Below are 24868 nucleotides of genomic sequence, written 5' to 3' on the forward strand. Positions count from 1 at the left end.
AACTCCCTTACTTGCCGTTGCCGGGAACGCGGAGGATCAGGGCGTCGCCCTGGCCGCCACCACCGCACAGCGCCGCGGCGCCGATCCCGCCGCCGCGCCGCTTGAGCTCCAGCGCCAGGTGGAGGGCGAGACGGGCACCGGACATGCCGATGGGGTGCCCGAGGGCGATCGCGCCGCCATTGACGTTCACCTTTTCGGGCGTAACCCCGAGGTCCTTCATTGACTGGACGGCGACCGCCGCGAACGCCTCGTTGATCTCGATCAGGTCCAGGTCCGACACCTCCAGCCCCTCCTTCTTCAGGGCGTGGGCGATGGCGTTGGACGGCTGGGACTGGAGCGAGTTGTCCGGCCCGGCCACGTTGCCGTGGGCGCCGATCTCGGCGATCCACTCCAGGCCGAGCTCCTCGGCCTTGGCCTTGCTCATGACGACGACGGCGGCGGCGCCGTCGGAGATCTGCGAGGAGGAGCCGGCCGTGATGGTGCCGTCCTTGGCGAAGGCGGGGCGCAGCTTGCCGAGCGACTCGGCCGTGGTCTCGGGGCGGATGCCCTCGTCCTTGGAGAAGATCACCGGGTCGCCCTTGCGCTGCGGGATCTCGACGGGCGTGATCTCGGCCTCGAAGACGCCGTTCTTCTGCGCGGCGGCGGCGCGCTGGTGGGAGAGGGCGGCGATCTCGTCCTGCGCCTCGCGGGGGATGCCGAGCCGCGTGTTGTGCTTCTCGGTGGACTCGCCCATGGCGATGCCCTCGAAGGAGTCGGTGAGACCGTCGTACGCCATGGCGTCGAGCATCTCGATCGCGCCGTACTTGTAGCCCTCGCGGGACTTGGGCAGCAGGTGCGGCGCGTTGGTCATGGACTCCTGGCCGCCGGCGACGATCACGTCGAACTCGCCGGCGCGGATCAGCTGGTCGGCGAGCGCGATGGCGTCGAGCCCGGAGAGGCACACCTTGTTGATGGTGAGCGCCGGGACGTTCATCGGGATGCCGGCCTTGACGGCGGCCTGCCGGGCGGGGATCTGGCCGGCGCCGGCCTGGAGCACCTGCCCCATGATCACGTACTGCACCTGGTCGCCGCCGATGCCGGCACGGTCCAGCGCGGCCTTGATGGCGAAGCCGCCGAGGTCCGCGCCCGAGAAGGACTTCAGGGAGCCGAGCAGGCGGCCCATGGGCGTGCGTGCGCCCGCGACGATGACTGAGGTGGTACCGGTCGTTCCAGACATGAGGCACGATCCCCTTCCAGCACGGGGGCTGAGGAGTGAACGAGGGTTTACTGCCAATGTACTGAGCGGTACGGGCCCGGTCACCGGGCAGTCGGTGTGATCGCGCGCACGTTGCGTAACCACCTCCTTCGGCGCTGCACTGGTCCCATGCTGACGCGAATCGACCACATCGGGATCGCCTGTTTCGACCTCGACAAGACCGTCGAGTTCTACCGTGCCACGTACGGTTTCGAGGTCTTCCACACCGAGGTCAACGAAGAGCAGGGCGTGCGCGAGGCCATGCTCAAGATCAACGAGACGTCCGACGGCGGCGCCTCCTACCTGCAGCTGCTGGAGCCGACCCGCGAGGACTCGGCCGTCGGGAAGTGGCTGGCCAAGAACGGCGAGGGCGTCCACCACATCGCCTTCGGCACGGCGGACGTGGACGGCGACGCCGCGGCGATCCGGGAGAAGGGGGTGCGGGTGCTGTACGACGAGCCCCGCATCGGCTCCATGGGGTCGCGGATCACGTTCCTGCACCCCAAGGACTGCCACGGGGTCCTGACCGAACTCGTCACATCGGCGAAGCCGTCCTCTGACCAGTCCTCAACGGAGCACTGACCTCCGGATTCCCGGCCCGGTAGAGTGGGCGGCTCCGGGCCGGGGACGGACCGGGGCCGCGCCGCGTCCCCGACAGTGGTCTGACACCATTCCCCGGGGGGCCGTTCGCCGGCGAACGGTGCTCGAACAAGAGAGTTGCGACCAGGGGACGGATGGGACCGCGCAGTGCGGGGCTACGAACGCCAGGAGAGCCACCGGGCTGACGACCACCTTTCGCGGTTCGAAGCCGAGATGGACCGGCTGAAGACCGAGCGGGAGAAGGCCGTCCAGCACGCCGAGGACCTCGGTTACCAGGTCGAGGTCTTGCGCGCCAAGCTCCACGAGGCGCGCCGCACCATCGCCACCCGGCCCGCCTACGACAGCGCGGACGTCGGCTACCAGGCCGAGCAGCTGCTGCGCAACGCGCAGATCCAGGCGGAGCAGTTGCGCTCGGACGCCGAGCGCGAGCTGCGCGAGGCGCGCGCCCAGACGCAGCGGATCCTCCAGGAGCACGCCGAGCACCAGGCCCGGCTCCAGGCGGAGTTGCACGCGGAGGCGGTACAGCGGCGCCAGCAGCTGGACCAGGAGCTCGCGGAGCGCCGGCAGACCGTCGAGGCGCACGTCAACGAGAACGTGGCGTGGGCCGAGCAGCTGCGCGCCCGCACCGAGGCGCAGGCCCGCCGCCTGCTGGAGGAGTCCCGCGCGGAGGCCGAGCAGTCCCTGGCGGCGGCCCGCGCCGAGGCCACCCGCCTCGCGGAGGAGGCCCGCCAGCGGCTCAGCTCCCAGACGGAGACCGCCCGCGCCGAGGCCGAGGCGATCCTGCTGCGCGCCCGCAAGGACGCCGAGCGGCTGCTGAACGCCGCCTCCACGCAGGCCGCGGAGGCCACCAGCCACGCCGAGCAGCTGCGCAGCGCGACGACCGCGGAGTCCGAGCAGGCCCGCCAGCAGGCGACCGAGCTGAGCCGGGCTGCCGAGCAGCGGCTGCAGGAGGCCGACGAGCGGCTGCGCGAGGCGCGCGCCGAGGCGGACAAGGTCGTCACGGAGGCCCGGGATGCGGCGGCCAAGCGGCTGTCGACCGCCGAGTCGGAGACCGAGCAGCGTACGCGTACGGCCAAGGCGGAGATCGCCCGGCTGGTCGCGGAGGCGACGAAGGAGTCCGAGGCGCTCAAGGCGGAGGCCGAGCAGGCGCTCGCCGACGCGCGCGCGGCGGCCGAGAAGCTCGTCGCGGAGGCCGCCGAGAAGGCGCGTACGAAGGCGGCCGAGGACTCGGCGGCGCAGCTGGCCAAGGCGGCGCGGACCGCCGAGGAGGTCCTGTCCAAGGCGTCCGAGGACGCGAGCGAGACCACCCGCAAGGCGGCCGAGGAGGCGGAGCGGATCCGCCGTGAGGCCGAGGCCGAGGCGGACCGGCTGCGCGCGGAGGCGCACGACACCGCCGAGGAGCTCAAGGGCGCGGCGAAGGACGACACCGCGGAGTACCGCGCCAAGACGGTCGAGCTCCAGGAGGAGGCGCGCCGGCTGCGCGGGGAGGCCGAGCAGCTGCGGGCCGACGCCATCGCCGAGGGCGAGCGGATCCGGGGCGAGGCGCGACGCGAGGCCGTCCAGCAGATCGAGGAGGCGGCGAAGACCGCCGAGGAGCTGCTGACCAAGGCGAAGGCGGACGCGGACGAGCTGCGCACGGCGGCCGCCGCCGAGACCGAGCGGCTGCGTACCGAGGCGGTCGAGCGGGCGACGGCCCTGCGCAGGCAGGCCGATGAGGCGCTGGAGCGCACCCGCGAGGAGGCCGACCAGCTGCGCGGCGAGGCCGAGGAGCAGGCCGAGTCGGTGCGGGCCGCGGCCGAGCAGGCCGCCGCCGCGCTGCGCGAGGAGACCGAGCGGGGCATCGCGGCCCGGCAGGCGGAGGCCGCCGAGGAGCTGGCCCGGCTGCACGCGGAGGCGGAGGCCCGCCTCACGGCCGCCGAGCAGGCGCTGACCGACGCCCGGGCGGACGCCGAGCGGCTGCGCCGGGAGGCCGCCGAGGAGGCCGAGCGGCAGCGCGCCGAGGCCGCCGAGCGGATCCGTACGCTCCAGGCGCAGGCCGAGCAGGAGGCCGAGCGGCTGCGGACGGAGGCGGCGGCGGACGCGTCCGCCGCCCGCGCGGAGGCGGAGAACGCCGCGGTCCTGCTGCGTTCGGAGGCCGCCGCGGAGGCCGAGCGGCTCAAGAGCGAGGCGCAGGAGTCGGCGGACCGAGTGCGGGCCGAGGCGCAGGCCGCGGCCGAGCGGGTCACGGCGGAGGCCGCCGAAGAGCTGGCCGCCGCGCAGGAGGAGGCGAACCGGCGCCGCCGCGAGGCGGAGGAGACGCTCGGTTCGGCGCGCGCGGAGGCCGACCAGGAGCGGCAGCGGGCTCGCGAGCAGAGCGAGGAGCTGCTGGCGTCGGCGCGCAAGCGCGTCGAGGAGGCGCAGACCGAGGCGCAGCGGCTGGTGGAGGAGGCGGACCGGCGGGCCACCGAGATGGTCGCCGCCGCCGAGCAGACCGCGCAGCAGGTGCGGGACTCGGTCGCCGGGCTCCAGGAGCAGGCCGAGGAGGAGATCGCCGGGCTGCGGTCGGCCGCCGAGCACGCGGCGGAGCGCACCCGCACCGAGGCGCAGGAGGAGGCGGACCGGGTCCGCGCCGACGCGTACGCGGAGCGGGAGCGGGCCGCCGAGGATGCGGCGCAGCTGCGCGCCCGTACGCAGGAGGAGACGGACGCCGCCAAGGCGCTGGCCGAGCGGACGATGGCGGATGCCATCACCGAGTCGGAGCGGCTGAAGAAGGACACCGCGGAGTACGCCCAGCGGGTGCGGACCGAGGCGTCCGACTCGCTCGCGTCGGCGGAGCAGGACGCGGCCCGGACGCGCGCGGACGCCCGCGAGGACGCCAACCGCATCCGGTCGGAGGCCGCTGCGCAGGCCGACCGGCTGGTGGGCGAGGCGACGAGCGAGGCCGAGCGGATGACGGCGGAGGCGGCCGAGCTGCTGTCGACCGCCGAGCAGGACGCGGCGCGGCTGCGTACCGAGGCCGAGCAGGTCAAGGCGGAGGGCGAGGCGCAGGCCGAGGCGCTGCGCGCCGCCGCCCGCGCGGACGGCGAGCAGGTCCTCGACGAGGCCCGCAAGGCCGCCGACAAGCGGCGCGCCGACGCGGCCGCGCAGGCGGACCAGCTCATCGGCGAGGCCACCGCGGAGGCGGAGCGCGTCGGCGCCGAGACGGCCGAGCGTGCCGAGCGGCTGGTCGCGGAGGCGACGGCGGAGGCGGAGCGGCTGGTCGCCGAGGCGACGGGCGAGTCGGAGCGGCTGCGCGCCGACGCGGAGCGCGAGACCGAGCGCGTACGGAACGAGGCGGCCGACGAGGCCGAGCGGCTGCGGGCGGCGGCGGCCGAGACGGTCGGTTCGGCGCAGCAGGCGGCCGAGCGCATGCGGGCGGAGGCCGAGCGGCACCGCGCGGAGTCGGAGGCGGCCGCCGAGCGGATGCGCGCCGAGGCGCGGGCCGAGGCCGACCGGGTGGTCGACGAGGCGCGCGAGGCGGCGGCGAAGCGCCGCGCGGACGCGGCCGAACAGGCGGACCAGCTCATCGCGAAGGCCCAGGAGGAGGCGCTGCGCGCCACCGCCGAGGCGGAGGCGCAGGCCGACACGATGGTGGGCGTGGCCCGCAAGGAGGCCGAGCGGATCGTCTCCGAGGCGACCATCGAGGGCAACACCCTCGTGGAGAAGGCCCGGACGGACGCGGACGAGCTGCTGCGCGAGGCGCGCGGTGACGCCACGGCCATAAGGGAGCGCACGGAGGAGCTGCGTTCCCGGACCGAGTCGGAGATCGAGGAGCTGCACGAACGGGCCCGTCGGGAGGCCGCCGAACAGATGAAGTCGGCGGGCGAACGGGTGGACAAGCTGGTCAAGGCCGCCACCGAGCAGCGTGCCGAGGCGGAGGAGAAGGCGAAGCAGCTGCTGTCGGACGCCAATTCGGAGGCGGCGAAGGTCCGTATCTCGGCGGTGAAGAAGGCCGAGGGGCTGCTCAAGGAGGCCGAGCAGAAGAAGGCCGAGCTCACCCGTCAGGCCGAAAAGATCAAGGCGGACGCGGAGCGCGAAGCCGAGAAGATGATCTCGGAGGGGAAGCGGGAACTGGAGGTTCTGGTGCGCAGGCGCGAGGACATTCAGGCGGAGATTTCGCGCGTTCAGGACGTATTGGAGGCATTGGAGTCGTTCGAAGCGCCGTCAGGGGGTACCAAGGACAGCGGAGTCAAGGCGGGCGCGACGGCCGGGGTTACCCGTTCGAGTAGCAAGTCATCCGACGGTTAAGCCACTCAAAAGGCTGGACATTCTGTAGTTTGAACGGGCATCCGCTCGAAGACACGCCGCCTCGGCCCCTAGGATTCCCCCTAACACCTCACCGGTCTCATTCGACAGGAACCCCATGAGCGACACTTCCTCCCCCTTCGGCTTCGAGCTCGTGCGGCGTGGTTACGACCGCGGTCAGGTGGACGACCGCATTACCAAGCTCGTCGCCGACCGAGACAGTGCTCTGGCCCGTATCACCTCTCTGGAAAAGCGCATCGAGGAGCTCCACCTCGAGACCCAGAACGCCCAGGCCCAGGTCAGCGACGCCGAGCCGTCGTACGCCGGCCTCGGCGCCCGTGTCGAGAAGATCCTCCGCCTGGCCGAGGAGGAGGCGAAGGACCTGCGCGAGGAGGCCCGTCGCGCCGCCGAGCAGCACCGCGAGCTGGCCGAGGCGGCCGCGCAGCAGGTGCGCAACGACGCCGAGGCGTTCGCCGCCGAGCGCAAGGCGAAGGCCGAGGACGAGGGTGTCCGGATCGTCGAGAAGGCCCAGGGCGAGGCGAACACGCTGCGCTCCGAGGCGCAGAAGGACGCGCAGTCCAAGCGCGAGGAGGCCGACGCCCTCTTCGAGGAGACCCGCGCGAAGGCCGCGCAGGCCGCCGCCGACTTCGAGACGAACCTCGCCAAGCGGCGGGAGCAGTCCGAGCGGGACCTGGCCGCCCGTCAGGCCAAGGCGGAGAAGCGCCTCGCCGAGATCGAGCACCGGGCGGAGCAGCTGCGCCTGGAGGCGGAGAAGCTGCGTACGGACGCGGAGCGCCGGGCCCGCCAGACGGTGGAGACCGCGCAGCGTCAGGCCGAGGACATCGTGGCCGACGCGAACGCCAAGGCCGACCGGATCCGCAGCGAATCGGAGCGCGAGCTGGCGGCGCTGACGAACCGTCGCGACTCCATCAACGCCCAGCTGACCAACGTCCGCGAGATGCTGGCCACGCTGACCGGCGCGGCGGTGGCCGCGGCGGGCTCCCCGGTCGACGACGAGCCGGTCTCCCGCGGCGTCCCGGCGCAGCAGGGCCGCTGACCCGAGCGCACACCGCTGCTCCACTCGGCCCCCCGACTTTCCGGTGCGTACCGGTGGCGGGGGGCTTCGTGCGCCCGTAGCGTGGTCGGATGATCGAGCTCGAGGGGCTGACGAAACGGTTCGGTACGAAGACGGCGGTCGACCACCTCTCCTTCCGGGTGCGCCCCGGCGTGGTGACGGGCTTCCTCGGGCCGAACGGCGCCGGCAAGTCGACCACCATGCGGATGATGCTCGGTCTGGACCATCCGACCAGCGGGACGGTCCGGATCGACGGCAAGCACTACCGGGACCTGGACGAGCCGCTCAAGTACATCGGCGCGCTGCTGGAGTCGAGGGCCATGCACGGCGGGCGCAGCGCGTACAACAACCTGCTCTGCCTGGCCCAGTCCAATCGCATTCCGGAGCGGCGGGTGGGCGAAGTTCTCGATCTTGTGGGGCTCACCGCCGTGGCCAGGAAGAAACCGAAAGGTTTCTCGATGGGAATGGGCCAGCGGCTGGGAATCGCCGCCGCGCTGCTGGGTGATCCGCAAGTCCTCCTCTTCGACGAACCCGTCAATGGTCTGGACCCCGAGGGAATTCACTGGATCCGCAATCTGATGAAGACGCTGGCCGCCGAAGGCCGGACGATCTTCGTTTCCAGCCATCTGATGAGTGAAATGGCGCTGACCGCCGACCACTTGATCGTGATCGGGCAGGGCAAGCTGCTCGCCGACACATCGATGGCGGATTTCATTCACCAGAACTCCAGAAGTTACGTCCGGGTACGTTCACCGCAGCGCGCCGAGCTCCGCGAGGCCCTGCTCGGCGCCGGTCTGACGGCGACCGAGACGGCCGGCGGCACGCTGGAGGTCGACGGCGCGACGACGGAGGCGATCGGCGAGCTGGCGGGCCGGCACGGGATCACGCTGCACGAACTGAGCGCGCAGCGGGCCTCGCTCGAAGAGGCGTTCATGCAGATGACGGCGGCTGCGGTGGAGTACCACGCGCACGCCGCGGACGCCCCGCAGTGGGCCCCGAGGGAGGTCTGACGACGATGGCATCGGTCCCCGCGGTCCTGCGCTCCGAATGGACCAAGATCCGTACGGTCTCGTCGACGGTCTGGACGCTGGCGAGCGCGCTCGTGGTGACGGTCGCGATGGGCGCGGCGCTCAGCGCGCTGGTGAAGGCGACCTTCGACGACATGCCGCCCATCGAGCAGGCCACGTTCGACCCGACCGTGGTCAGCTTCTCCGGCATGCTGCTGGGCCAGCTGGCGATGGTGGTGTTCGGGGTCCTGGTCGTCGGCACCGAGTACAGCACCGGCATGATCCGCACCTCGCTGGCGGCCGTGCCCCGGCGCGGTACGTTCCTCTTCGGCAAGATCGCGGTGGCGGGCGTGCTCGCGCTGGCCGTCGGCCTGCTGACGAGCTTCGCCTCGTTCTTCCTGGGCCAGGCGCTGCTGGGCGAGCACCGGACGACCATCGGCGAGGAGAACGTGCTGCGCGCCGTGGTCGGCGGCGGTCTCTACATGGGCCTGATGGCGGTGTTCTCGATGGGGGTCGCGGCGATGCTGCGCTCGACGGTGCTGTCGCTGGGCATCCTGGTGCCGTTCTTCTTCCTCATCTCCCAGATCCTGTCGGCCGTGCCGAAGGCGAAGGAGGTGGCGGAGTACTTCCCCGACCAGGCGGGCTCCACGATCATGCAGGTGGTCCCGGGCGCGATGGGCAGCGATCCGGCGCCGTACGGCCCGTGGGGCGGGCTCGGCATCATGGTGCTGTGGGTGGCGGCGGCGCTGGCCGGCGGGTACGTGGTGCTGAAGCGGCGGGACGCGTAGGAGCGTGCGGCGGCGCGGGCCGTGTGGGCGCGCCGCCGCACGAGGAGGTCAGAGCGTGGTGCGGCTGACGCTGACGAGCTCGCAGGAGCCGCCGCTGCCGTCGCCGTCCTTGGCCCAGTAGGGGGTGGCGACGTCGGTCTTCTCCAGCTTGCCCGGCTGCACCCACGGGATCATGGAGTCCCGGGTGCCGAGGACGTTGCGCTCCGGGTCGGTGAAGCGGACCTGGAACTTGTAGGTGTACTGCTCCGAGGTGCTGGTGTTGTGGGCGCTGACGCGCGCCACGATGCCCCGGCTCGGGTCGTAGAAGCACTCGGTGATGGAGACGCCCTTGTCGTCACCGGGCTTGGCCTTGCTGCCGCTTCCGCTGCTGCTGCCGCTGCTGCTGGTCGAGGTGCCGCTGGTGGTGTAGCCGCTGGTGTAGCCGCTGTCGCCGTAGCCGGAGGTCGAGCCGGAGGTGGAGTCGGTGGACCCCGTGGCCCCGGTCGAGCCGTCGTAACCACCGCTGGTGCTGGTGCCGCCGCCGCTGCTGCTACTGCTACTGCTGCTGCCACTGCTGCTGCCGCCGCAGGAGCCGCCGTGCGAGCCACGGGCGCCGGTCAGGGTGACGAGGACGATGCCGAAGACGGCGACCGCGCGGACATGGCGAAGCTTCACGTTCAACCCCCGTTGAAGATGTGAGTGCGTGCGGAAGGGGCCCGTTCTTGACGAGCGCACGTCACCCTAGCAGCGATCAGGGAGGGGTCCGTGACCCTCGGAGAGGGGGCGGCAACGCGTACGCGCGGCCGGATTCCCCGACCGCGCGTACGCACCGGCTGCGTCTTACCGCCCTCAGCCGAGCTTGGCGACCTGCGCCTCGATGACGGCGGTGGGCAGCGGGAAGTCCTTGCCCTGCGCGCTGATGAGGTTGAACGAGGAGAAGGACCCGATCACGGCGCCCTTGCGCACGGCGGTGATCTTGTACGTCACCGTCTCGCCGTCCTGTTCGAGGGCGACGCCCCACGCGGCGGCCTCGTCGCCACCGGCGGCCTTGAGCTCGGTGACCTTGGCCACCTTCGACTGCTCGCCCTTCCACGTGGTGGTGAACCCGCCGGCACAATCGGCCGCCGCCTTGCGCAGCGCCGCGAAGGCCCCTTCGGCGCCTTTGCCGTCGTACGAGCCGAGGACGACCTGGGTGGTCGTCAGGTTGAACGCCGCCATGATGTCGCCCCCCTCGACCGCCTTCTTGTTCTTCTCGGGCTTCTCGGTCACCCGCCGCGCCTCGGTGGTCCCCACGGGCTGCCCCTGCGCCACGCCGGCCACCGCGTGGGCGACGGCGAGGCACTCCGGCTTGTCGGTCGTGATCTCGGCGGCAGTGATCTTCTCGGCGGCGGTCGCCGACTTCACCTCGTGCAGCTGCACGTCCCCCTCGACGAGCGCGAGCTTCTCCAGCTCGGCGGAGGACGGCGCCTTCGCACCGGACGCCTCGGCGGCCTCGGCGGGCGCGGACGCCTTGCCCTTGTCGCCCTTCTGCCCCGCGTCCCCGCCCTTCTCGGCCGAACCGCTGCAGGCGGTGGCCAGCACGGCCAGGGAAACCGCGGTGGCGGCGACGGCGGTACGACGGACGAGGGTGCTTCGCATGACGCCACTTTCGCTGAGTGGGGGTGCCGCTTGTCGCGACTGCGTCAACACTAGGCAGTTGTGAAAGTTGGGTGATCACGCCTGCGCAAATCGGGATCCCGGCGTGACGACAACGTGATCAGGCTCGACCACGCGGCTCGTCGAACCACCCCGCCGCGACGGCCCCCACGAACCGGCTCACGGCCTCGGCACTCGCGGCGACGAGCCGCGCGGGCGCCTTGCTGTCCCGGAGCAGGACGGCGCCGTCGGGGGCGGTGGCGAGGCAAACGCAGTTCGTACCGTCACCGCTGTAGGACGACTTCCGCCACTGGTACGCGTGCACGTGTGACTACCTCTCAGACCTCGTGGGCCAGCCGATGGATGAAGTCCCGTGTCTCCGCCGGCTTGAGGCTCGCCGCCTCCATGCGGTCGAGAACGGACCGGAACTTGACGAGCTGAGCTTCCGCGTCGACGAACTCACACCCGAAGTGGGTGTCGACCTGCACGGTGTCGAGCTGCGACACAGGGCCGTACGCATAGTCGATGGACTGCCCGGTTCCCGGGAACGCGCCACTGCCGAACGGAAGTACGCGGACCGTGACGTTGTCACGCTCGCTCATGTCGATGATGTGTTGGAGCTGTGCGCGGGCGACTTTAGAACCGCCGAATCCCATTCGCAGCGCGGCCTCGTGAATGAGGGCGGTGTACGGGATGGGCGGGTCCCGGTGGAGCACGGCCTGACGCTTGATGCGATGGGAGAGGCGGTGTTCCGCCTCGTACGGCAAGAAGGGTGGGACGACCTCGCTGAACAGCGCCCGCGCGTGGTCGGCCGTCTGCAGAAGCGCCGGGATGTGGATCACCAGGGCGACACGCAACTCGGTCGCGTGGTGCTCGAGTTCGGCGACGTCGACCAACCGGGCGGGAAGGTGCTCCCGGTACGCGTCCCACCATCCCCGGGTGCGGCCACCGGTCATGCCGCACAGCGCCTCTATCAGCGCCTCGTCGGTGCACGCGTACGTGCGGGCGAAGGCGCGTACACGTTCGGCGCTCACCGCGTAGCGGCCCGACTCGATGCTGCTGATACGCGCCTGGTTGACGCCGAGCAGTTGGGCGGCGCCGGTCGACGTGAGTCCGGCCTGCTCCCGCAGCTTGCGCAGCTCCGCGCCAAGTCGCTGCTGGCGGAGCGTGGGGGTGGTGCTGGGCGCCACTGTTCTCCGTTCTCCTCACACATCCGTACCGGTGTGTCACCCACAGGTGGGGAGTTGAGATGGTTCTCAGCGAATCGCTAGTAGGTATACCAGCAACTGCCCTAGGGTGTGACTCAAGCCACTCAACTGGCCCGACCTGCAAGGCGGAAGCGCACCGCGTCCCGCGGCAAGGCCACCGCGCGGTCCCGTCGTCGAGTGATCCAACCCCACCTCCCCACAGGAGACTTCCGTGGACACCGTATCCCCGCATGCCCCGTGGTCGTACCTCCTCCAGATTCCCCACAACCCCCGCGCACCACGCGTGGCCCGGATGACCCTGCGGGCCGTTCTCGCCGGGCACGGCATGGACGAACTAACGGACACCGCCGAGCTGCTGGCCTGCGAACTGATCACCAACGCGTACCGCCACTCCGACGGTCCGGCGACGCTGCGGCTGCGGCACATGGAGGGCGGCTGGCTCCGGATCAGCGTGTGGGACACCAACCCGTACATCCCGGCTCCCTTCGACCGCCCCCCGGGCATGCGACAGCCCGCCCTCGCTCCGCCAGACGCGGACAGCGGGCGCGGGCTGCTGCTGGTGCACATGTACGCGGACAACTGGGGCGGTTACCCGCTGGGCGACGACCTGTTCGGCCGGAACGGCAAGCTCCTGTGGTGCGAACTGGCACCGAAGGCACAGGCGGAGTTCGCGCAGCCGCGTCTTCTCGGTTCGTAGGGGTGGGGCGGCTGCGATTGGTCGCGGTGCGGGGCCGCCCTCGCACCGAGTGTGGCGGGCTCCTGCGGCCCGTCAAGGGCGCTCCCGTTGGTCGCGACTCTCGGGAAAGGAGGGCGGCCGCCACCTCGCCCCCACGCGGGCGGCCGACCACAGGAGCCCAGGTCCAGCCCGCCGGAAGCACGCCCCTCCGCAGAGCGCCCGGCCCGGCGCACTCCGCCCTCAGCCAGCGGCGCAGCTTTTACGGCTTGGCCGGAACCGTCAAGCGCTCGATACGCTCTTACCTCCTACGGGGGCTACGCGCCCTGACTTGAGCTGACCTGTCGATGGGGCTGGAGAATGATCGAGGCAGTCGGCCTGACGAAGCGCTACGGCGCCAAGACGGCCGTGTACAACCTTTCCTTCCAGGTGCGGCCCGGCACCGTCACCGGCTTCCTGGGGCCCAACGGCTCCGGGAAGTCGACGACCATGCGCATGATCCTGGGCCTGGACCAGCCGACGGCCGGCCACGTCACCATCGGCGGGCACCCCTTCCGCAAGCTGCCGAACGCGCCCCGGCAGGTCGGCGCGCTGCTGGACGCCAAGGCCGTCCATGGTGGGCGCAGTGCGCGCAACCACCTGCTGTCGCTGGCGCAGCTCGCCGGGATCCCGGCGCGGCGGGTCGACGAGGTGCTCGGCGTCGTCGGGCTCCAGGACGTGGCGAAGAAGCGGTCGAAGGGCTTCTCGCTCGGCATGGGGCAGCGGCTCGGCATCGCGGCCGCGCTGCTCGGCGACCCGCAGGTGCTGCTCTTCGACGAGCCCGTCAACGGCCTGGACCCCGAGGGCATCCTCTGGGTGCGCAACCTGATGAAGGCGCTCGCCGCCGAGGGCCGGACCGTCTTCGTGTCGTCGCACCTGATGAGCGAGATGGCGCTGACCGCCGAGCACCTGATCGTGATCGGGCGCGGGCAGCTGCTCGCAGACATGAGCGTCAAGGACTTCATCTCGGCCAACTCCGCCGACTTCGCGCGCGTGCGTACGCCGCAGACGGAGCCCGCGCAGCGGGACAAGCTGATGGGCGTGCTCGCCGAGGCCGGCGGGCAGGTCATGTCGGAGCCGGACGGCGCCCTGCGCGTGACCGGGCTGCCGCTGCCGCGCATCAGCGACCTCGCGCACGACGCGGACGTACGGCTCTGGGAGCTGTCGCCGCACCAGGCCTCGCTGGAGGAGGCGTACATGCGGCTCACGCAGGGAGCCGTGGACTACCGCTCCACCATCGACCAGCGCTCCGGGCTCATGCAGCCGCAGCAGCAGCCGGCGATGGGCGGGTACGCGCCGCCGGCGGTCCCCGAGGTGCCGCAGCAGGGCTGGTACGCCCCGCCGCCGCCCGGACAGAACCCGTACGCGGCCGGCGCCCCGGCGCCGAGCGCCCCGGCTCCCGGCGCCCCCGCCCCCGCCCCCCAGGCGGCACCGCCCGCCGCGCCGCCGGCGCCGCCCGCGCAGCCGCCCGTCGCCCCGCCCGCCCCGGCCTCCCTGACCAAGAGCGACCCCGAGGACGCCCGATGACCACCCCGCCGTACTCCTACAGCTCCCCCATCCCCGTCCGCCGCGCCCACCTCGGGGACGCGCTCGCCTCCGAGTGGACCAAAATCCGATCCGTCCGGTCCACGATGTGGACGCTCGGCGTGATGATCCTGCTGATGATCGGCATCGGCCTGCTCTCCGCATTCGCCGTCGCCGGCACCAACACGGACCTCGAAGGCGAGTCCGTGCTTCCGCTCGGCTTCTTCGGCGTGCTGCTGGGCTCGATCTGCGTGATCACGCTGGGCGTGCTGACCATCTCGTCCGAGTACGGCACCGGCATGATCCGTACGACCCTGACCGCGTGCCCCAGCCGCGTACGGGTGCTCGCCGCGAAGTCGATCGTCTTCTTCCTGGTCGTCTTCCTGGTCACCACCACCGTCGCCGCGCTCGTCGGCGCGATCCAGAGCGCGATCGTCGACTCGGGCACGTCGACCGGCGAGGACTGGTTCCGCGCCACCGTCGGCGTCGGTCTGTACGTGGCGACGCTCGGCCTGCTGTCGCTCGCCGTCGGCGCGCTGCTGCGCCACTCGGCCGGCGCGATCACCGTCATGCTGGGCCTGGTCCTGCTGCCCCTGGTCCTGGCGCTGTTCATGGTCGCGGAGTCGCTCCAGGACGTGCGGCAGGCCCTCTTCGAGTACTCGATCCCGAGCCAGCTCGGCGTCCTCTACGACAACGCCGTCACCCAGACCGGCCCGTCCGGCTGGGAGCCGCTGTGGATCATGCTGGGCGTGACCGCGGTGGCCATGGTCGGCGCCGCCCTGTCGATGGACAAGCGGGACGTCTGACACACGACGGATCTCCGCTTCACTCGTCCGGGTTAGTACCGGGGCGCGTTACGGGACCGCTGCACCCGCGTGGTGCGGCGGTCCTTCGCGTTCCAGCACGCCTTGTGCCAGTGGCGCCGGTCCTCCACGCCGCCGTACGACGACGGCCACGCCACCACGTGCGGAACCGAGGAGGGGATCTCCTGATCGCAGCCGGGGCACCGGTACCGCTTGCCCGCGGTGCTCGCGCCCGCCACGTGCCGGACGGCCCAGTCCTCGCCCTGCCAGGTCTCGCTGCGCTGGAAACCGCCGTACCGGTCGCCCGTCTCGGCGGCGCGCTCGTTCGGCTTCTCGCCGCCACGGGGGCGGTTGCGGCGCGGAGACACGGGACACCTCACTTGGCGGGCGCTGACAGGGCCGGTCCAGCCTACGACAGAGGCAGTTAGCGGAAAATCAGAACAACTTGCCCGTCGGCCGTTGCCTTTGGCACCTGCCAGGCGTTGTTGCCGTGAGGGGAGTCGCGTCGGCCGCTCTAGGAGGCATCAGGCGATGCGTGTGGGAACTTTCGTACTGGCCGCCCAGTTTCCCGGCCAGGGACAGGGCGAAACGCTGCACCGCGCGATCCGCTCGGCCGAGGTCGCCGAGGAGGCCGGGCTGGACTCGGTCTGGCTCGCCGAGCACCACTTCGTCCCGTACGGCGTGTGCCCCTCGGCCATCACCCTCGCCGCACTGCTGCTGGGCCGCACCCGCCGGATCCGCGTCGGCACCGCGGTCAGCGTCCTGCCGACCACCCACCCCGTCACGCTCGGCGAGCAGGCGGCGCTGCTGCACGTCACCTCCGGGGGCCGGTTCACGCTCGGTGTCGGCCGGGGCGGGCCCTGGGTCGACCTGGAGGTCTTCGGCTCGGGCCTCGCGGCGTACGAGCGGGACTTCCCGGAGTCGCTGGACCTGCTGCTGCGCTGGCTGCGCGAGCCGCGCGTGGGGGCGGACGGGCCGCGCCACCGGTTCCGCGAGGTGGCCGTCGTCCCGAGGGCGGACGAGCTGATCGACGGCGACCCGGTCCCCGAGACCATCCTCGCGTGCACCTCGCCCGCGAGCGTACGGCTGGCGGCCGAGCGAGCCCTGCCGATGCTGCTCGGCATGCACTGCGGCGACGACGAGAAGGCGGAGATGGTCGCGCTGTGGCGGGCGGAGGCGCGCGCCGCCGGACACCCTGCCGAGGTGATCGCCCGCGCCGCCGCCGGCCACGTCTCGGCGGGTGTGGCGCAGATCGCGGACCGGGCGGCGGACGCGGCCCAGGCACTGCTGAAGGCGATGCCCGGCTGGCTGAAGCAGGGGCTGGACGCCCATGTGACGGTCGACGGGCGGCACCGTGCGATGCGTGACCCGGTCGCGTACACGGAGCTGCTGTGCCGGCTGCACCCGGTGGGGACGGCCCGAGGGGCGGCGGACCGGCTCGCGGCGACGTCGGAGCGGACGGGCATCACGCGCTTCGCGCTGCTCGTCGAGGGCTCGGGCGACGTCCTGGCCACGGAGGAGAACGTACGGCGGCTGGGCTCGGAGGTGCTGCCGCTCCTCACCTGAACCCGTGAGCCATGAGCCATGAGGCATGTGGCGCATGAGGCCTGAGGCCATCGGTGCTGCCGCCCCGGTGCGAGGCGCGCCTCCCGCGAGGCGGAGCGGCAGCACGGGCTCAGCAGTCGCGCAGTGTCGGCGACTGGTTCAGCAGCTGGGCCCGTACGGAAGTGAAGCGGGTGTACCGCTCGTCCACCGAGGAGTCCAGCGGGAACACCGCGACGCGGTGGCAGTTCTGGAACGCCAGACGGACCCCGAAGTGCCGCTGGAGCGCACCCCGGATCGCGTCACTCGCGAGCGCACGCAGCAGCTGGCCGCGTGCCTGCTCGTCCGGCGGCGGCGTCTGGTTGTCGGCGAACGCGCCGCCGTCCACCTTCAGCTGGGCCACCAGCGAGCTGATCATCTCCCATGCGTAGGGCAGGGAGGTCCGGACGCAGTCGACGAAGTCGGCTTCGTCGACCTCGCCTCGCTCGGCCTGTTCCAACAGCGCCGGTGAGACGTCGAGCGACATGGGTTCTCCTCTCGCGGCCCCGGACGGAACCGAGGCCTTACGGGCAGGGAAGGAGGACGCCCCGTACGCCACGCAGAGTGCCCGGGCGACGACCTCCCGCGTCCACGGTAAGCGCGCTGTCCGGAGCGCACCAGGAGAATGGGGTCACAACCGGCCATGTACGTACGGGGGTTTAGGACCGAATCGCGCGGAAGAGCGGCTGTCTTGTAGCGTTGCGCACCATGCGTCTCGTCATCGCCCGCTGCTCCGTGGACTACGCGGGCCGGCTCACCGCCCACCTGCCCTCCGCCCCCCGTCTGATCCTCGTCAAGGCAGACGGCAGCGTCTCCATTCACGCGGACGACCGGGCGTACAAACCGCTCAACTGGATGTCCCCGCCGTGCACCCTCAAGGAGGGCGACGACAGCGTGTGGACGGTCGTGAACAAAGCGGGCGAGAAACTGATCATCACGATGGAGGAGATCCTCCACGACTCGTCGCACGAGCTCGGTGTGGACCCCGGCCTCATCAAGGACGGCGTGGAAGCGCACCTCCAGGAGCTCCTCGCCGACAGGATCGAGACATTGGGGGACGGTTATGCGCTGATCCGGCGCGAATACCCCACTGCCATCGGTCCCGTGGACATCCTCTGCCGTGACGCGGACGGCGCCACGGTCGCCGTGGAGATCAAGCGGCGCGGCGAGATCGACGGTGTGGAGCAGCTCACGCGCTATCTGGAGCTGCTCAACCGCGACCCGCACCTGGCGCCGGTGCGGGGCATCTTCGCCGCACAGGAGATCAAGCCGCAGGCGCGCGTGCTGGCGACGGACCGCGGGATCGGGTGCGTGGTGCTGGACTACGACGCGCTGCGCGGCATCGAGGACGACAAGCTGCGGCTGTTCTGAGCCGTTCTCGGCTCCTCTGACCAGCGGTACGCGGAAGGCCCCGGGCGACGTTTTCGGTCGCCCGGGGCCTTCCGTGTGTTCCGCGGTCCGTGTTCCGCGGTCCGCGTCTCAGGAGCTGCTGGGCGCGCCCCCGTCGGTCGTCGTACCGCCGGTGGTGTCGGTGCCGCCGCCGGTGGTTCCGCCGCCCGCGCCGCCGCTCGTGGTGTCGGTGCCGCCGCTGTCGGCGCCGCCGTCCGCCGTGCCTCCGGTCGTGGGGTCGCCCGTGGTGGAGCCACTCGTGCTGCTGCCGGCGTCGCCCGTCGTGGAGCCGCCGCTCGTGGTCGGCGCCGGCGAGGTGGTGCTGCCGCCGGAGGTGCTCGGCGAGGGGTCGCCGCTGCTGCCGCCGGTGGTGGCCGGCGAGGAGCTGCCGCCGCCGGTGCTGCTGGGCGAGGAGCTGCCGCCGGTCGACGTGGAGCTGCTGCCGCCGGACGTCGGCGAGGTGCCGCTGGTCGACGTCGAGCCGGTCGTCGCGGAGGGGGTGCCGCCGCCCGGAGCGGTCGGGCTGCCCGCCGAGCCCGACTCGCCCGGCCGGGCCGAGGCGCCGGGGCCGCCGGAGCCGCCCGGACCGCCGGTACCGCCGGAGCCTCCGGTGGAGCCGCCGGCGGGGTCGCGGGTGGAGTCCTGGCCGGGCTCCTCGGTGTCCGAGCCTCCGCCGTTGCCGTCGTCCACGGTGGCCGTCTGGTCGGAGGTGACGCGGCCCGAGCCGCCCTCGTCCTCCTCGCCGCCCGAGGTGGCGCCGAGCGTGACGACCGTGCCGAGCACGGCGGCGAGGAGCGCGCCCGCGCTCGCCGCGACGACGTTGCGCCGGGCGCCGGCGAGGAGGGCGCGCCGCGCGGAGGAGCCGAGCCCGGAGAGGCCGGGGCGCGAAGCACCGGGCCGCGGGAAACCGGGCCCCGCGGAGCCGGGCCCCGAAGTCCCGGGCCCCGAAGGACCGGACGGTGAGGAGCCGGGCGCGGACGGGCGGGGCCCGGCACCCAGGGGCCCGGCACCCAGGGCGGCCTGCCCCGGCCGCGCACTCGCTGCGCCGGGCGCAGTCCCCGGCGTACCGGGAGCGTCCTTGCGCAGGGCACCGGAGGGGGTCTCGCGCGACAGGCCCGGCAGGTACGGCAGGGCCCCGAGGCCGCCGGCGGGGGTCGGTACGCCGCCGGAGGGGGTCTCCGGCTCCTCGCGCCGCGCCACCTCACCCGCCGCCGTACGGCCGGCCGACAGTGCGCCCCGTTCGCGGTCGGCGACCAGGGCCAGGGCCCGGCGCCCGGCGACCGTGCCGCGCTTGTCGGCGAGCGCGCCGCGCATGCCGATGGACGCCTCCAACTCGGCGCGGGCCCGGTCGAGGTTCCCGGAGCAGAGCGCGAGAACACCCAACTCGTGGTGGAAATACGCTTCTTCGGCCACTTCGCCCGAAATGCGGGCGGCTTCCTGGCCGGTGCGCAGCGCCCGCTCCCAGGCGGCCCAGTGCAGCCCGGCCGCGAAGGCGGGTGCCGCGCTGCGCGCCAGCAGCACGGCCGCGCTCGCGTGGCCGGCCTCTCCCCCGGGCACCAGCGCGGCCATCGCGGCGAGCACCGCGTCCGCCTCGGCACAGGCCCGCTCGGAGGTGACCGACGGGTGCGCGGCCCACCAGGCGTAGTGCTGCGCGGCGGTGTGGGCGCGGGCGACCGCGCCCTTGTCGTACCCGCTCCGGGTGAGCTGGGCGAGCACCCCGGAGGCGAGCCGGTGGCGTGAGCCGACCGGGGTGAGCAGCCCGCAGCCGAGCAGCTCGGCGAGGGCGGCGTCCGCGTGGGTGTCGCCGACCAGCGCCGGCAGGTGCGCCTGGTGCGGCACCTCGCCGCCGAGGGCGACCGCGAAGCGCAGGGTCTCGCGCGCCGACTCGGAGAGCCGGGAGGCGAGCAGGGCTGCGGGCGCGGCGCCTTCGGCGAGCGTCGGCAGCGGGAGGGCTCGGGCGCCGGTGAAGACGTCGGCGTCGCCGGACGCGTCGTCCGCGAGCTCCGGGTCGCCGTCCTCGTCCGCGTCCGCGCTCCCGGCCCCCGTCCCGGCACCCGCGCTCAGCTCGTCGCGCTGCCGCAGCAGGGCGCCGGCCTGGACGAAGCGCAGGGGCAGGCCCTCGGACTCGAACCAGAGGTCCGCCGCCCAGTTCGCCTCCTCGTCGGTGAGCGCGCGGTCGACGCCGCGCTCCAGCAGCTCCAGGACGGAGCCCCGGCCGAGCCCGCCCAGGAAGACCTCTTCGAGGTGCGAGTCGGGCGACGGCGCGGCGACGTCGGGCGTGGTGGCGAGCAGGAAGGCGCACTCGGGCGCGGCGTCGAGCAGCTCGTCCAGCGCGGTGCCGCCGAACTCGAGGTCGTCGACGACCACGACGGCGCCGATCTCCCGCACGGCGGCCGGCAGCCCCGCGCGGTCGGGCCGCTGCCCGGGCGCGCGGTACACAGTGGCGAAGAGCTCGTGCAGCAGCTCGGTGGCCGTGCGGCGGTGGCCGCTGAGCCGTACGACGCCGTCGGGGGCGAGGTCGGCGCAGTCGGCCGCGACGGCGTCGAGCAGCGCGGTGCGGCCGGAGCCGTGGGGCCCGGTCAGCCGGACGGAGCGGCCGCGCGCGAGGAGCCGTACCAGCCGCTCGCGCTCCCCCTGGCGCTCCAGCAGCGTCAGGTGGCGGGCGGCGGGGCCGGGGGGCACGGGCGGGCCCGCGGCGCGGGCCCGTTCGACGCGCTCCTCGGCGGTGCGGCGGCCCGGTGGTGCGGGCTGCCGGCCGGGCGGACACGGTTCGATCTCGCTGCCGTCTATCGGGTTGACGGTGAGCAGCAGGTCGCCCGCGACGATCTGGGCGGTACGGGCGGGGCCGGCCGGCAGCCCCCGCTCGGCACCGCGTTCACCGCCGCGTTCGCGCGGCGCCGCGTCGTCGCGCGACGCGGAGTGGGCGCGGTGGGAACCGTCGCCGCCGGTGCCGTTGTCGTCCTTGTCGGGGCCGTACTCAGCCGGCCCTCGGTTCATCGGGTTCATGGTGTGTGCCCCCAAAAGCGGTGCGCGCCGAAGTCCCTCCCGGCCGTTCCGCACGCCGCTGGCGCTTCTGGTCCGGTGCCCGCCGGTGGGTTCGTCATTCGGCAGGCGACCGAACCCTAGACGTTCGCCCAGTATCGAGGAAGCGCCGGGGTGCCGTGCCGCCCAAGACGTCACGGTCTTGTGAGGATTGTGCGCCTGCGGCGTACGGCCACGGCCACGGCCACGGCCTGCGAAAGGCCGCCCGATGTCAGACGCGGGGCAACGTTTCGGCGGCGATGCCGCCCTCGATGGCGAGGATGCGGTGCAGCCGGGTGGCCACCAGCAGGCGCTGCATCTGGGGCGGTACGCCCCGCAGCACCAGCCGGCGGCCGCAGCGGCCCGCACGCCGGTGAGCGCCCATGATGACCCCGAGTCCGGTGGCGTCCCAGGAGTCGAGGCCGGTCAGGTCGAGCACCAGGTCGCCGGCGCCGTCGTCGACGGCCGAGTGCAGGACCGTACGGGCGTCCGCCGCGCTGCGGACGTCGAGGCGGCCCCCGACGACCAGCTCGGCGTGGTCGCCCCTGATATGCATATGCGCTCCCCGAGAGTGCTGTGATGGTGCTGTGGTCGTCAGGTTCTTTCTATGCATCAACTGACTGCCGTACCGGTGGAGCAGTTGCGCCTTGTAAGCGAACCGATACCGAATTCACCCCTCGGGGTGATGGCGTCACCGCCGACACGGCTCAGTGCTTGTAGAAGCCCTGCCCGCTCTTGCGACCGATGTCACCGGCGTCCACCATCCGGCGCATCAGCTCCGGCGGCGCGAACTTCTCGTCCTGGGTCTCGGTGTAGATGTTGCCGGTGGCGTGCAGCAGGATGTCGACGCCCGTCAGGTCGGCGGTGGCGAGCGGGCCCATGGCGTGGCCGAAGCCGAGCTTGCAGGCGATGTCGATGTCCTCGGCGGAGGCGACGCCCGACTCGTACAGCTTCGCCGCCTCGACGACGAGCGCGGAGATGAGACGGGTCGTCACGAACCCGGCGACGTCGCGGTTGACGACGATGCAGGTCTTGCCGACGGACTCGGCGAACTCGCGGGCGGTGGCGAGGGTTTCGTCGCTCGTCTTGTAGCCGCGCACCAGCTCGCACAGCTGCATCATCGGGACGGGCGAGAAGAAGTGCGTGCCGACGACGCGCTCCGGGCGCTCCGTCACGGCGGCGATCTTGGTGATCGGGATGGCGGACGTGTTGGAGGCGAGCACGGCGTCGTCGCGTACGAGCTTGTCGAGCGTACGGAAGATGTCGTGCTTGACCTCCAGCTTCTCGAAGACCGCCTCGACGACGATGTCGGCGTCGGCGACCGCGTCGAGGTCGGTGGTCGTGGTGATCCGGGCGAGCGCGGCCTCGGCGTCGGCGGCGTCCAGCTTGCCCTTGGAGACGAACTTGTCGTACGACGCCTTGATGCCGTCCGTACCGCGGGTCAGGGCCGCGTCGGTGACGTCACGCAGCACGACCTCCCAGCCCGCCTGGGCCGAGACCTGCGCGATTCCGGATCCCATGAGTCCGGCCCCGATGACGGCGAGCTTCCTGGCCACGTTCTACCCCTTAACGCCTGTTTACTTTTCGGCCCTTCGGCGGGAGGTTAGCGTCCGGCGGGGCCCGTGTGGCGGCGAAGAGATGCGCGTCACGTCTCACATGACGGACATCACACTGATACGGCCCGTCAGGTGAGACTTCCGGCGGGTCATCCCCGGCTTTTCACCCCATAGGTGAGCACCTGTTCGCCCAGCAGCTCCTCCATCTCGTCGAGGAGGACGAGCGCTTCGCGCGAGACCTCGGCGGGGTCGCGGCGGCGCAGCATCTGGGCGGTGATCCAGCGCATGAGGGTGGAGTGCAGCCAGTTGAGCTGGCCGGCGACGAGGAGGGGCACGGGGTCGGCGTCGTCCGCGCCGACCTCCGCCCGCACGGTGCGCTCCAGGTTCTCCAGGGCCTGCCCCTGGATCTCCCAGAGACGGGAGCGCAGGGTGTGGGCGTCCAGGATGACCTGCATGAAGTCGGCGTACCCCGGGAAGAGCCCGACCTCGTTCGAGAGGCCCTCGACCGCCTCGCGCAGCTCGCGCAGGACCGCTTCGGCTGCCGACTCCCCCGGGCGCCGGCCCCTGACCCACCGGGAGACCCGGTCGACCAGATCCTCGCCCCGGTCGAGGAAGAGGTCCTCCTTGGCGGGGAAGTAGTTGTAGACCGTGTTGACGGAGACGTCGGCGGCCCGGGCGATCTCGGCGATCGTCACCGCGTCGAAGCCGCGCTCCAGGAACAGGCCCGTAGCGACATCGGAGATGTGGCGCCTGGCCTGCCGCTTCTTGCGCTCCCTCAGCCCCTCGGGCGCCTCGGGCGCCTCGGGCGCCTCACGCGCCTCGCGCCCCCCACGCTTCTCGCTCGCCCCGCTCGGCTTCCCGGTGGTCGTCATGCCCTCATCCTAGCTTTCCTGGGCACACTGAAAACTTGGAGTCATTGCAATTTTTAAGTCGCTCTGGTTTTCTGGGGTCATGCCCATCATCAGCGCGGCCGGACTGGCCCACACCTTCCGCACCCGCAACGGCCCCGTCGAAGCCGTGCGCGGCGTCGACCTGACCGTGCGGCCCGGCGAGATCCTCGGCTTCCTCGGCCCCAACGGGGCCGGCAAGACCACCACCCTGCGGATGCTCACCACGCTGCTCCCGCCGACCGGCGGCGCCGCCACGGTCGCCGGGCGCGACCTGGTCGCCGACCCCGCCGGCGTACGGCAGAAGATCGGGTACGTCGCCCAGTCCGGCGGCGTCGACCCGCAGATCTCGGTACGCGAGGAGCTCGTCACCCAGGGCCGCCTCTACCGGCTGTCCAAGGCCGAGGCGGCCGCCCGCGCCGAGGAGCTCGCGCGCGAGCTGGACCTGGCCGAACTGCTCGACCGGCCGTGCGCGGCCCTCTCCGGCGGGCAGCGGCGGCGGCTCGACATCGCCCTCGGGCTCGTCCACCGCCCCGAGGTGCTCTTCCTCGACGAGCCGACCACCGGCCTCGACCCCGGCAGCCGGGCGGACCTGTGGCGGTTGGTGCGGCGGCTGCGCGACGAGCACGGCACCACCGTCTTCCTCACCACCCACTACCTCGACGAGGCGGACGCGCTCGCGGACCGGCTCGTCGTCGTCGACAAGGGCGTGGTGGTCGCCGAGGGCGCCCCGGAGGAGCTCAAGGAGCGGTACGCCGGCTCGGCGGACGCGTCCCTGCAGGACGCCTTCCTCGCCATCACCGGGCGCCGCCCCGCGCCCACCGAGCCCACACCCCTCGCGGTCTAGGAGCCTGCCTTGTTGCTGCACGACACCGCGCTCGTCTTCGGGCGGTACGCCCGCGCGACGCTGCGCTCGAAGTTCCACATGCTCTTCGGCGTGCTGATGCCGCTGCTGTACCTGCTCTTCTTCGGGCCGCTGCTCACCGGGCTGCCGCTCGGTACGGAGGGCGACTCGTGGCAGGTGCTCGTCCCCGGGCTGCTGCTCCAGCTCGGGCTCTTCGGGGCGTCGTTCGCCGGGTTCTCGATCATCGTGGAGAAGCAGACGGGCGTGGTGGAGCGGCTGCGCGTCACGCCGGCCAGCCGCCTCGCCCTGCTACTGGGGCGGGTCCTGCGGGACGCGGCACTCCTCGTCTTCCAAGCGGTGCTGCTGGTGCTGGCGGCGGTCGCGATGGGCCTGCGGGCGCCGCTCGGCGGGGTCCTCATCGGCTTCGGCTTCGTCGCCGTCCTGACGATGGCGCTGGCCTCGCTGTCGTACGCGCTGGCGATGAAGGTCTCGGCACCCCACGAGTTCGGACCGGTCGTCAACGCCGTCACCATGCCGTCGATGCTGCTGTCGGGCCTGATGCTGCCGATGGCGCTGGCCCCCGCCTGGCTGGACGGGCTGTCGCACCTCATGCCGTTCCGCTACCTGGTGGACGCGGTGCGGGCGGCGTACGTCGGGGAGTACGCGAGCACGGCGATGCTGTACGGGGTGCTGGTCGCGGTCGCGTTCGCCGGGCTGGCCGTGACGGTGGGCACACGGGTGTTCCGGAAGGCCGGCGCGTAA

General features: G+C 72.4%; 23 protein-coding genes. 12 read left to right on the forward strand and 11 right to left on the reverse strand.

Annotation, left to right across the window (positions count from 1 at the left end; all coding sequences use genetic code 11):
* Positions 1–7: 7 nt before the first annotated feature.
* On the reverse strand, positions 8–1216 hold the full coding sequence (locus AB0A69_RS12045) for an acetyl-CoA C-acetyltransferase (protein WP_361418934.1): 1209 nt from the start codon (positions 1214–1216) through the stop codon (positions 8–10).
* A gap of 147 nt (positions 1217–1363) precedes the next feature.
* On the opposite strand from AB0A69_RS12045, the gene mce reads away from it, so the two are divergent.
* The 5 genes from mce (at position 1364) to AB0A69_RS12070 (ending at position 8967) form a co-directional block, all read left to right on the forward strand.
* On the forward strand, positions 1364–1816 hold the full coding sequence (mce, locus tag AB0A69_RS12050; RefSeq protein WP_361418937.1) for a methylmalonyl-CoA epimerase: 453 nt from the start codon (positions 1364–1366) through the stop codon (positions 1814–1816).
* 165 nt (positions 1817–1981) lie between these two features.
* Positions 1982–6100 carry a polarized growth protein Scy gene (gene scy / locus AB0A69_RS12055; protein WP_361418940.1) on the forward strand — a complete coding sequence of 1373 codons (4119 nt, stop codon included), beginning with the start codon at positions 1982–1984 and terminating at the stop codon, positions 6098–6100.
* 115 nt (positions 6101–6215) lie between these two features.
* Positions 6216–7154: a cellulose-binding protein gene (locus AB0A69_RS12060; protein ID WP_361418943.1), complete on the forward strand. Its 939-nt coding sequence runs from the start codon at positions 6216–6218 to the stop codon at positions 7152–7154.
* An 89-nt stretch (positions 7155–7243) separates the two neighbouring features.
* Positions 7244–8182: an ABC transporter ATP-binding protein gene (locus AB0A69_RS12065; RefSeq protein ID WP_361418946.1), complete on the forward strand. Its 939-nt coding sequence runs from the start codon at positions 7244–7246 to the stop codon at positions 8180–8182.
* Between the two features lie 5 nt (positions 8183–8187).
* Positions 8188–8967, forward strand: a complete 780-nt coding sequence (locus tag AB0A69_RS12070; protein ID WP_361418949.1) for an ABC transporter permease subunit — start codon at positions 8188–8190, stop codon at positions 8965–8967.
* Positions 8968–9015: 48 nt separating this feature from the next.
* Here AB0A69_RS12070 and AB0A69_RS12075 read toward each other — a convergent pair whose 3' ends face one another.
* From AB0A69_RS12075 to AB0A69_RS12090, 4 genes are all read right to left on the reverse strand, one after another.
* Positions 9016–9621, reverse strand: coding sequence for a hypothetical protein (locus tag AB0A69_RS12075; RefSeq protein WP_361418952.1), 606 nt, complete (start codon positions 9619–9621; stop codon positions 9016–9018).
* Between the two features lie 174 nt (positions 9622–9795).
* Positions 9796–10584, reverse strand: coding sequence for a hypothetical protein (locus AB0A69_RS12080; protein WP_361418955.1), 789 nt, complete (start codon positions 10582–10584; stop codon positions 9796–9798).
* A gap of 118 nt (positions 10585–10702) precedes the next feature.
* Positions 10703–10906, reverse strand: a complete 204-nt coding sequence (locus tag AB0A69_RS12085) for a DUF397 domain-containing protein (protein WP_361418958.1) — start codon at positions 10904–10906, stop codon at positions 10703–10705.
* Between the two features lie 13 nt (positions 10907–10919).
* Complete coding sequence (locus tag AB0A69_RS12090) at positions 10920–11771, reverse strand: helix-turn-helix transcriptional regulator (RefSeq protein WP_361418961.1); 852 nt, start codon at positions 11769–11771, stop codon at positions 10920–10922.
* Between the two features lie 229 nt (positions 11772–12000).
* On the opposite strand from AB0A69_RS12090, the gene AB0A69_RS12095 reads away from it, so the two are divergent.
* From AB0A69_RS12095 to AB0A69_RS12105, 3 genes are all read left to right on the forward strand, one after another.
* On the forward strand, positions 12001–12486 hold the full coding sequence (locus AB0A69_RS12095) for an ATP-binding protein (RefSeq protein ID WP_361418964.1): 486 nt from the start codon (positions 12001–12003) through the stop codon (positions 12484–12486).
* A gap of 336 nt (positions 12487–12822) precedes the next feature.
* The gene (locus AB0A69_RS12100; protein ID WP_361418967.1) at positions 12823–14028 is read left to right on the forward strand and encodes an ABC transporter ATP-binding protein; all 1206 of its coding nucleotides are present in this window, start codon (positions 12823–12825) and stop codon (positions 14026–14028) included.
* Positions 14025–14831, forward strand: a complete 807-nt coding sequence (locus AB0A69_RS12105) for an ABC transporter permease subunit (protein ID WP_361418969.1) — start codon at positions 14025–14027, stop codon at positions 14829–14831. The genes AB0A69_RS12100 and AB0A69_RS12105 overlap by 4 nt, the downstream gene beginning before the upstream one ends.
* A 32-nt stretch (positions 14832–14863) precedes the next feature.
* On the opposite strand, the gene AB0A69_RS12110 is transcribed toward AB0A69_RS12105, so the two are convergent.
* The gene (locus AB0A69_RS12110; RefSeq protein WP_361418972.1) at positions 14864–15196 is read right to left on the reverse strand and encodes an ATP/GTP-binding protein; all 333 of its coding nucleotides are present in this window, start codon (positions 15194–15196) and stop codon (positions 14864–14866) included.
* Positions 15197–15359: 163 nt separating this feature from the next.
* On the opposite strand from AB0A69_RS12110, the gene AB0A69_RS12115 reads away from it, so the two are divergent.
* Complete coding sequence (locus AB0A69_RS12115; RefSeq protein WP_361418975.1) at positions 15360–16394, forward strand: LLM class flavin-dependent oxidoreductase; 1035 nt, start codon at positions 15360–15362, stop codon at positions 16392–16394.
* 109 nt (positions 16395–16503) lie between these two features.
* Here AB0A69_RS12115 and AB0A69_RS12120 read toward each other — a convergent pair whose 3' ends face one another.
* Positions 16504–16896, reverse strand: a complete 393-nt coding sequence (locus AB0A69_RS12120; protein WP_361418978.1) for an SCO5389 family protein — start codon at positions 16894–16896, stop codon at positions 16504–16506.
* A 221-nt stretch (positions 16897–17117) separates the two neighbouring features.
* Here AB0A69_RS12120 and nucS point away from each other — a divergent pair, with 221 nt between their 5' ends.
* On the forward strand, positions 17118–17780 hold the full coding sequence (gene nucS / locus AB0A69_RS12125; RefSeq protein ID WP_361418980.1) for an endonuclease NucS: 663 nt from the start codon (positions 17118–17120) through the stop codon (positions 17778–17780).
* Between the two features lie 108 nt (positions 17781–17888).
* On the opposite strand, the gene AB0A69_RS12130 is transcribed toward nucS, so the two are convergent.
* The 4 genes from AB0A69_RS12130 to AB0A69_RS12145 form a co-directional block, all read right to left on the reverse strand.
* Positions 17889–20804 (reverse strand): ATP-binding protein, encoded by a 2916-nt coding sequence (locus AB0A69_RS12130; RefSeq protein WP_361418983.1) that lies wholly within the window; start codon positions 20802–20804, stop codon positions 17889–17891.
* Between the two features lie 247 nt (positions 20805–21051).
* The gene (locus tag AB0A69_RS12135) at positions 21052–21375 is read right to left on the reverse strand and encodes an STAS domain-containing protein (RefSeq protein WP_031073773.1); all 324 of its coding nucleotides are present in this window, start codon (positions 21373–21375) and stop codon (positions 21052–21054) included.
* A 151-nt stretch (positions 21376–21526) separates the two neighbouring features.
* A complete protein-coding gene (locus AB0A69_RS12140) occupies positions 21527–22375 on the reverse strand; it encodes a 3-hydroxyacyl-CoA dehydrogenase family protein (RefSeq protein ID WP_361418986.1) in 849 nt (282 codons plus the stop codon).
* A 149-nt stretch (positions 22376–22524) separates the two neighbouring features.
* Positions 22525–23247, reverse strand: a complete 723-nt coding sequence (locus tag AB0A69_RS12145) for a TetR/AcrR family transcriptional regulator (RefSeq protein WP_361418989.1) — start codon at positions 23245–23247, stop codon at positions 22525–22527.
* 79 nt (positions 23248–23326) lie between these two features.
* On the opposite strand from AB0A69_RS12145, the gene AB0A69_RS12150 reads away from it, so the two are divergent.
* Positions 23327–24109 carry an ATP-binding cassette domain-containing protein gene (locus AB0A69_RS12150; RefSeq protein ID WP_361418992.1) on the forward strand — a complete coding sequence of 261 codons (783 nt, stop codon included), beginning with the start codon at positions 23327–23329 and terminating at the stop codon, positions 24107–24109.
* A gap of 9 nt (positions 24110–24118) precedes the next feature.
* Positions 24119–24868, forward strand: a complete 750-nt coding sequence (locus AB0A69_RS12155; RefSeq protein WP_361418995.1) for an ABC transporter permease — start codon at positions 24119–24121, stop codon at positions 24866–24868.

This window comes from Streptomyces sp. NPDC045431 (assembly GCF_040646655.1).
In the GTDB taxonomy this organism is placed as follows: domain Bacteria; phylum Actinomycetota; class Actinomycetes; order Streptomycetales; family Streptomycetaceae; genus Streptomyces.